Consider the following 7,825-nt stretch of genomic DNA (forward strand, 5'->3'; position numbering starts at 1 on the left):
ACCCCGCCCGTTCCCTGAAGCCCTCAGCCGGGCGGCTGGGCGGGGGTGAGGCCTGCTTGCCGGGGCTCCGCCCCCGGACCCCGTTCGTCTGCGGGTTCGGTGGGGGCCGGTCGCGCCCCCGCGGCGGAGCCGCACAATGTCACAGCCCCGCGCCCCTTTGTGACCCGGTGTTTGTCTGCGGTCGGTCGTGGCTGGTCGCGCAGTTCCCCGCGCCCCTGAAGGCAGGCAGAAAGGGGCGCGGGGAACATTTCGGCTCCTCCGGCGTTTGCGGAGCGGGGGGGCAGGGAGCGAAGCTCCCGCCCTTCAGGGGCGCGGGGCTGTGACATGTGCGGCTCCGCCGCGTGGGCGGGACCGGCCACAGACGACCCGCGGACGAACGGGGCCCGGGGCGAAGCCCCGAGCGGGGGTACCGGGGCAGAGGCCCTGTAGGCGGGGTGCAGGGGCCGCAGGCCCCGCAAGGGTGGAGGCCCCGCAAGGGTGGAGGCCCCGCAAGGGTGGAGGCCCCGCAAGGGTGGAGGCCCCGCAAGGGTGCAGGCCCCGCAAGGGTGGAGGCCCCGCAAGGGTGGAGGCCCCGCAAGGGTGCAGGCCCCGCAAGGGTGCAGGCCCCGCAAGGGTGCAGGCCCTGCAAGGGTGCAGGCTCCGCAAGGGTGCAGGCCCCGCAAGGGGTGCAGGGAGCGGAGCCCCCGCCTCGGGGGGCCGGGGGCGCGGCCCCCGGGAGAGCCACCTCCACCCCCACCCACCCCCGGAGGGTTTCGGGAAGGGGTGGGGTGGGGGACCCCCGGCCGGGGCCAACCGCAGCCCCCACCGCGTCCACTCCCACCACGTCCCCCACCGCGTCCACTCCCACCGCGTCCCCCACCGCGTCCACTCCCACCGCGCCCCCCACCGCGTCCCCCCAGCGCACCGCAACTTCGCTGGTAGCGTCCGCCAGCGACCCACTGAGAGGTGACCCATGCACGACCCCGCCGCCAGGGACGCCGCCGAGGCCGCCTCGGCGTTCTCGCATCTGCCCGTCGCCCCCGACAGCACCGCCCCGTACGGCCCCCACCCCGACCAGGTCGTCGACTTCTACGCGCCCAGGGGGGAGGGCAACGGCGCCCCGCTCGTCGTCGCCCTCCACGGCGGCGCCTGGCGCGAGCGGTACGACCGGGCGCATCTCACCCCGTTCGTGGACTTCCTCGCCCGCCGCGGATTCGCCGTCGCCAACGTCGAGTACCGGCGGGGCGGCCTGCTGCCACGGCAAGGCGGCGGCAGTGGCGGCAGTGGCGGCGGTGGCGGAGGTAGCGGAGGTAGCGGCGGCGGTGGCGGCGGCGGCCCCGTCGCCGGACGCTGGCCGGACACGTTCGACGACGTGGCCGCCGCCCTCGACGCCCTCCCCGCCCTCACCCGCACGCACCTGCCCGCCGCCGACCTCCGCCGTACCGTCCTCACCGGGCACTCCGCCGGCGGCCACCTCGCCCTGTGGGCCGCGGCCCGCCACGTACTGCCGCCCGACTCCCCCTGGCACACCCCCGCCGCCGCCTTCCTCCGCGGCGTCGTCGCCCTCGCCCCCATCGCCGACTTCACCACGGCGGTGGCGCTGGACGTCTGCGAAGGGGCGGTCATCCAACTCCTGGGCGGACAGGGGCAGTTGAGTGCCCGTTCCCCCTCCTCCGACCCCGCCGCCCTCCTCCCCACCGGCGTCGCCACCACCCTCGTCCAGGGCCGGGACGACATCGTCGTGCCGCAGGCCGTGGCCGAGGCGTACGTAGACGCGGCCGCCAACGCGGGCGAGACCGTCGGGTTCACCCTTCTCGACGGCGTCGGCCACTTCCCCCTCATCGACCCCGCCGCCGACGCCTGCGCGGTCGTCGCCGAGGAGATCGCCCAGCTGGCGTACTAGGGACCGCCGCCGTAGTACCTGAGGCGGACCCCGCCGGATCCGTATAGCAGGGGACGCCCTGGCCACCCGCTCCCGCCTACCGTGGGCACGTGACCGAGACCATCAGCCCCACGCCGCCGGGGGGCACGCCGGGCAACGGCGGGCGCAGCCCCGAGTTCCTGCTCGCCATGGACGCGTTCGGCGGGCTCCGCCGGGACCTGTTCCGGGACGCCTTCGCCTACCGGCCGCTGCCACCGATCCGTACGGACGGACCGCTCACCCGCCATCTGCCCGGCCGGCTGCGCGGGTACGCCGCCTGGAGCCCGCACGCGGCCGTGCTCTTCGTCGCGTTCTGCGCCGCGATGATCATGTACACGGACGGGAGTCCGGGCGGGGGCCCGAACGTGCTCGTGTGGGCGGCGATGGGCCTGATCGTCGGGGTGCCCGTCGCGATGACCCTGATACGGCCGGTCGGCGCCTGGTGGCTGATGTGCGCGAGCACGGTGTTCCTTGGCGTGCTCAGCCCGGGTGGCCTCGGCTTCTCCGGCTGGCCGTGGCCGGCGGGCGCGTTCCTCGCGCAGCTCGCCGTGATGGTGGTGGTGGCGCTGCGCACCCGGCCCAGGACCGCCGTGTGGATGTGGGTCCTCACGCTGGCGCTCGGCACGGTGATGCAGTTCCCCGGCCGCGGCGAAGGCGGTACGGACGACGGGCCGATGGCCGTCGCGTCCGCGATCCTGCTCCTGATCGCCGCCGTCGTGAACATCCGCCGGGACGCGGAGCGGAAGATCACCGTCCAGCAGTCGGTCACCGCCGTCGAACGCGACAAGCGGACCGTGCTCGAAGAGCGCACCACCATCGCGCGCGAGCTGCACGACGTGGTCGCGCACCACATGTCGGTGGTCGCCATCCAGGCCGAGGCGGCCCCGTACCGCGTGGAGAACCCGCCGCCGGAGCTGACGCAGGCGTTCGCGACGATCCGCGAGAACGCGGTGGCCGCGCTGACGGAACTGCGCCGCGTGCTCGGTGTCGTACGCGCGGAGGACTACGAGGCGCCGGACGCCCCCCAGCCCACCCTCGCCGACCTCGACCGGCTGCTGGCGAACGTACGCGACGCGGGGCTCGACGTGACCAAGGTGGTCACGGGCGCGGTGCGCGAACTCCCGCAGGGCGTCGAGCTGTCGGCGTACCGCATCATCCAGGAGGCCCTCAGCAACGCCCTGCGCCACGCGCCGGGCGCGGCCGCGCGGGTGGAGGTCGGCTATGTGCTGGGCGGGGTGGGGCTGCGCGTGGTCAACGGCCCGCCGACGGGCACCGTCGCGGCGTCGCCCGGCAGCGGCCACGGGATCACGGGGATGCGGGAGCGGGTGGCGATGCTGGGCGGCGAGATGACGGCGGGTGAGGTGGAGGACGGCGGCGGTTACGAGGTGACGGTCTTCATCCCGGTGACCGAGGAGGGACCGAAGGCATGAGTACGAATGCGAGTACGGACATCCGCGTCCTGATCGTTGACGACCAGATGATGGTCCGCGAGGGCTTCTCCGTCCTGCTCAACGCCCAGCGCGACATCGAGGTGATCGGTGAGGCGGTCGACGGCCGGGAGGCGGTCGCCAAGGTCCGCGAACTCCGCCCCGACGTGGTCCTGATGGACATCCGGATGCCCGAGATGAACGGCATCGAGGCGACGCGGGAGATCGTGGCGGCGGACACGGAGGCGAGGGTGCTGGTGCTGACCACCTTCGACCTGGACGAGTACGTGTACCAGGCGCTGCGGGCCGGGGCGTCGGGGTTCCTCCTGAAGGACGCGTCCGCGCGTCAACTCGCGGAGGGCGTACGGGTGGTGGCCTCCGGCGACGCGCTCCTCGCCCCGTCGGTGACGCGCCGCCTGATCACGGAGTTCGCCCGTTCGACGCCGGTGCGGCGGGGGGTGCCGGGAGCGGTCGAGGTCGAGGAGCTGACCGACCGCGAAACGGAGGTCCTGATCCTGATAGCCCAGGGCCTCTCCAACGCGGAGATCGCGGACCGGTTGGTGGTGGCGGAGTCGACGATCAAGACGCATGTGAGCCGGGTGCTGGTGAAACTGGGCCTGCGGGACCGCACGCAGGCGGCGGTGTACGCGTACGAGTCCCGCCTGATAACCCCGTCCTAGCCCCCGGCAAGCAAGCCTCAACCCCCACCCGGCCGCCCGCCCAGGGCTTAAGGGAACGGGCGGGGTGGGGAAAGAAACCCCATGGACACCTCCACCCCCTTCCAGCCCACCTCCACCCCCTTCATCGCCAACCCCTACCCCGCCTACGCAGAACTCCGCCGCACCGGCCGCACCCACCACCACCCCCGCACCGACCAGTGGCTGGTGCCCCACCACGCCGACGTCTCCGCCCTCCTCCGCGACCGCCGCCTCGGCCGCACCTACCTGCACCGCTTCACCCACGAGGAGTTCGGCCGCACACCCCCACCCCCCGCGCACGAGCCGTTCTACACCCTCAATGACCAGGGGATTCTCGATCTGGAGGGCCCCAACCACACCCGGATCCGGCGGCTTGTGGCCAAGGCGTTCACCCCGAGGCGCGTCGAAGAGCTGGGCCCGGCCATCGAGCGGATCGCCCACCGCCTCGTGGGCGACTTCGTCGCGGCCGGCGGCGGGGACCTCCTCGCCGAGGTCGCTGAACCCCTCCCCGTCGCCGTGATCGCGGAGATGCTCGGCATCCCCGAAGCCGACCGGCATCTGCTGCGGCCCTGGTCGGCCGACATCTGCGGGATGTACGAGCTGAACCCCACCGAGGACACCGCCACCCGCGCGGTCCGGGCGTCCATGGAGTTCACCTCCTACCTACGGGAGTTGATCCGCGAGCGGCGCCGCACCCCCGCCCCCGACCTCATCTCCGCCCTCATCGCCGTCCACGACGGCGACGGCACCCGCCTCACCGAGCAGGAGATGATCTCCACCTGTGTCCTGCTCCTCAACGCGGGCCACGAGGCCACCGTCAACACCACGGCCAACGGGTGGTGGACGCTCTTCCGCCACCCCGAGCAGCTGGCCCTGCTTCGCGCCGAGCCCGGTCTGCTGCCCGGTGCCATCGAGGAACTGCTGCGCTACGACACCCCGTTGCAGCTCTTCGAGCGGTGGGTGCTCGACGACATCGAGGTCGGGGGGACGAAAATCCCCCGTGGGTCGGAGGTCGCGCTGCTCTTAGGGTCCGCCAACCGGGACCCGGCCGTGTTCGCGGACCCGGACACCTTCGACGTACGCCGTCCCGTCGCCGCGAACCGGCACGTCAGCTTCGGCGCGGGCATCCACTACTGCCTCGGCGCCCCTCTCGCCCGCCTCGAACTGGCCGCCTCGTTCGGCCTGTTGCTGCGCGAGGCCCCGCGCATGCGGCTGCTCGCCGAGCCGCGGTGGAAGCCGGGGTACGTGATCCGGGGCCTCGCCGCCCTCGAAGTGGAGGTCTAACCGGCGCTGGGGCGCCGCAGCGCCAGGCCGTCCAGCACCACCTCAAGCCCGTACGCGAACTTGCCGTCGCGCAGCACGGCCGGGTCCTGGACCTCCACGGTCGCGTACGCCTCGGCCAGGTGCTCGTGGTCGGCCGCCGCCTGTTGGGCCGCGGGCATGAGGCGGGCGATGAAGTCCGCCTCGGACTCGCCGGAGCGGGCGACCGTGGTGAGCCACGCCGCCTCCGTGGTGCTCATCCCGATCACGTACGACAGGACGGTCTCGATCGCGCGCTCCGGCTCGGGGAACCCGGCGCCCACGAAGAGGGCGGCGAGCCGCTCGGAGAACGACATCAGGTTGGGGCCCAGATAGGCGAGGCCCGCCTGGCCGAGGACCGAGGGCAGCCAGCGGTGGCGCAGGGCCGTCGCGCGGAAGGACTGGGCGGCCTCGGTGGTGGCGGCCCGCCAGTCGGGGCTGTCGGCGGGGGGCACGGGGATCTCTGCGAACACCTCGTCCACCGCGAGCTCCATCAGCTCGTCCTTGGTGGCGACGTGCCGGTAGAGGGAGGTCGCGCCCGCGTTCAGCCGGGCGCCGAGCTTGCGCATGCTGAGCGCCTCGATGCCGTCGGCGTCCAGCATCACGACCGCCTCGCGGACGATCGCGGCCCGGCTGAGCGCGGGCTGGTCGGGCTCGCGCTGCCGACGGGCCCAGACGGACGGGATCGGGTTCGCGCTCTTGGCGGCCATGACACTCCTTCGCTTCGCGGTGCGTGCGTGCGTGCGTGCGTACGACGTTCGCATTTAGCGTACAGGGATTGGCGGTTGCGCACGCTGTGCGGAGCTGCGTACAGTGTGCGCATCGACGGAACGATGTGCGCAGCCGAGAGGAAGAACCCCATGGAGACCCGCAACCCACGCCGCTGGTGGATCCTGATCGTGCTGTGCCTCAGCTCGCTGGTGCTGGTGATCGACAGCATGGCGCTGACCGTGGCGGTGCCGTCGATGACGGCGGACCTCGGCGCGAGCGCCCAGGACACCCAGTGGATCCTCGACTCCTACATCCTGGTGTTCGCGGGCCTGCTCCTCACCTCCGGCAGCCTCGGCGACCGGTTCGGCCGCCGGAAGGTGATGATCACCGGCCTGCTGCTCTTCGGGGCGGCGTCGCTGGCGGCGGTGTTCTGCACCGACCCGGGCGAAGTCATCGCCGTACGGGTCGCGATGGGCGTCGGCGGGGCGCTGATCATGCCCTCCACGCTGTCGATCCTCATCACCGTCTTCGACGAGGAGGAGCGCGGCAAGGCGATGGCGGCGTGGGGTTCGGTGTCGATGCTCGGCCTGGTCGGAAGTCCGGTGCTCGGCGGCGTACTGATCGACCACTTCTCCTGGCACTCGATCTTCTTCATCAACATCCCGGTCGTGGCGCTGGCCATCCTGGCGGCCCTGGTCCTGATGCCCGAGTCGAAGGCGCCGTGGCAGAAGCCGGACCCGCTGGGCGCGGTGCTGTCGGCGGCCGGGATGACCGCGCTGATCTGGTGGATCATCGAGATCCCGCAGCACGGCGCGTTCGGCGGTCGCTCGCTGGTCACCCTGGCGGTCGCGGTCGTCGCCCTCACCGGGTTCGTGGTCTGGGAGAACGTCACCTCCGCGCCGATGGTGCCGCTGGCCCTGTTCAAGCACCGCAACTTCAGCGGCGGTTCGGTGTCGCTGGCGCTCGTCCAGATCGGTACGGGCGGGTTGCTGCTCGTCCTCACCCAGTACCTCCAGTTCGTCCTCGGCTACTCGCCGGTCAAGGCGGGCCTGGCGTTCGTGCCGCTGGCGGTCACGGCGCTGGCCGGCAACACGGCGGGCGCGTCGCTCGCCGCGAGGATCGGCAACCGCCGGCTGATCGTGGCCGGGATGCTGACGATGGCCTCGTCCTTCGCGCTGCTGACCAACGTCACCGCGTCCTCGGGCTTCACCGTCCCGGCGATCGCCCTCGGCCTGCTCGGCCTCGGCGCGGGCCTGGCGATGCCGGCGGCGGTAGGTGCCCTGATGGGCACGATCCCGGCGGACAAGGCGGGTGTGGGGTCGGCCCTCAACGACACGATCCAGCAGGCCGGTACGGCGCTGGGCATCGCGATCCTCGGCTCGATGCTGTCGAGCGGGTTCGCGGCGGAGATGCCGGCGGATGCGCCGGAGTCCGCTCGGCACTCGATCGCGGGCGCGCTGTCGACGGCGGGCGGCGACCCGTCCCTGGTACGGACGGCCCACGAGGCCTTCACCACGTCGATGTCGACGACTTTCGCGGTCAGCGCGGTCGGTGTTCTGGCGGCGGCGGTTCTGGCGGCGCTGGTGATGCGGGACCCGAAGCGGGTGCCTGCGGTGCCTGCGGTGCAGGCGGAGCTGGTGGCTTGAGGGGTCGGGTGTGGGTGGCGAAGGCCGGTACCCCGGACGGGGGCACCGGCCCTCGTGCCGCCCCCGCCCCCTGGGGCTTTGCCCCGAGCCCCTTGTGCGTCTGCGGGCTGGGTGGGGGCTGGTCGCGCAGTTCCCCGCGCCCCT

6 protein-coding genes are annotated in these 7,825 nt (G+C 73.0%); 5 read left to right on the forward strand and 1 reads right to left on the reverse strand.

From position 1 onward, the window contains the following. The first annotated feature begins 952 nt into the window (after positions 1 to 952). From ACFWA7_RS32415 to ACFWA7_RS32430, 4 genes are all read left to right on the forward strand, one after another. Entirely contained in the window at positions 953 to 1,882 is a 930-nt protein-coding gene (locus ACFWA7_RS32415) for an alpha/beta hydrolase (protein WP_385826642.1), read from the forward strand. Between the two features lie 89 nt (positions 1,883 to 1,971). Continuing rightward, complete coding sequence (locus tag ACFWA7_RS32420; RefSeq protein WP_385826644.1) at positions 1,972 to 3,330, forward strand: sensor histidine kinase; 1,359 nt, start codon at positions 1,972 to 1,974, stop codon at positions 3,328 to 3,330. Then, a complete protein-coding gene (locus ACFWA7_RS32425) occupies positions 3,327 to 4,007 on the forward strand; it encodes a response regulator (RefSeq protein ID WP_385826647.1) in 681 nt (226 codons plus the stop codon). The genes ACFWA7_RS32420 and ACFWA7_RS32425 overlap by 4 nt, the downstream gene beginning before the upstream one ends. Before the next feature lie 81 nt (positions 4,008 to 4,088). Next, positions 4,089 to 5,309, forward strand: a complete 1,221-nt coding sequence (locus ACFWA7_RS32430; protein WP_385826649.1) for a cytochrome P450 — start codon at positions 4,089 to 4,091, stop codon at positions 5,307 to 5,309. Here the strand turns inward: ACFWA7_RS32430 and ACFWA7_RS32435 are convergent. Beyond that, a complete protein-coding gene (locus ACFWA7_RS32435; RefSeq protein WP_385548927.1) occupies positions 5,306 to 6,034 on the reverse strand; it encodes a TetR/AcrR family transcriptional regulator C-terminal domain-containing protein in 729 nt (242 codons plus the stop codon). The genes ACFWA7_RS32430 and ACFWA7_RS32435 overlap by 4 nt on opposite strands. Positions 6,035 to 6,184: 150 nt before the next feature. Between ACFWA7_RS32435 and ACFWA7_RS32440 the strand changes: the two genes are divergently transcribed. Continuing rightward, on the forward strand, positions 6,185 to 7,681 hold the full coding sequence (locus ACFWA7_RS32440) for an MFS transporter (protein ID WP_385826651.1): 1,497 nt from the start codon (positions 6,185 to 6,187) through the stop codon (positions 7,679 to 7,681). Positions 7,682 to 7,825: the final 144 nt, after the last annotated feature.

The organism is Streptomyces sp. NPDC059994 (assembly GCF_042737755.1).
GTDB lineage: Bacteria > Actinomycetota > Actinomycetes > Streptomycetales > Streptomycetaceae > Streptomyces.

Excerpts from the sequence above, each read along its gene's own strand:
- ACFWA7_RS32415 (WP_385826642.1), top strand. The coding sequence starts at position 953 with ATGCACGACCCCGCCGCCAGGGACGCCGCCGAGGCCGCCTCGGCGTTC.
- ACFWA7_RS32425 (WP_385826647.1), top strand. The coding sequence starts at position 3,327 with ATGAGTACGAATGCGAGTACGGACATCCGCGTCCTGATCGTTGACGAC.
- ACFWA7_RS32430 (WP_385826649.1), top strand. The coding sequence starts at position 4,089 with ATGGACACCTCCACCCCCTTCCAGCCCACCTCCACCCCCTTCATCGCC.
- ACFWA7_RS32435 (WP_385548927.1), bottom strand. The coding sequence starts at position 6,034 with ATGGCCGCCAAGAGCGCGAACCCGATCCCGTCCGTCTGGGCCCGTCGG.
- ACFWA7_RS32440 (WP_385826651.1), top strand. The coding sequence starts at position 6,185 with ATGGAGACCCGCAACCCACGCCGCTGGTGGATCCTGATCGTGCTGTGC.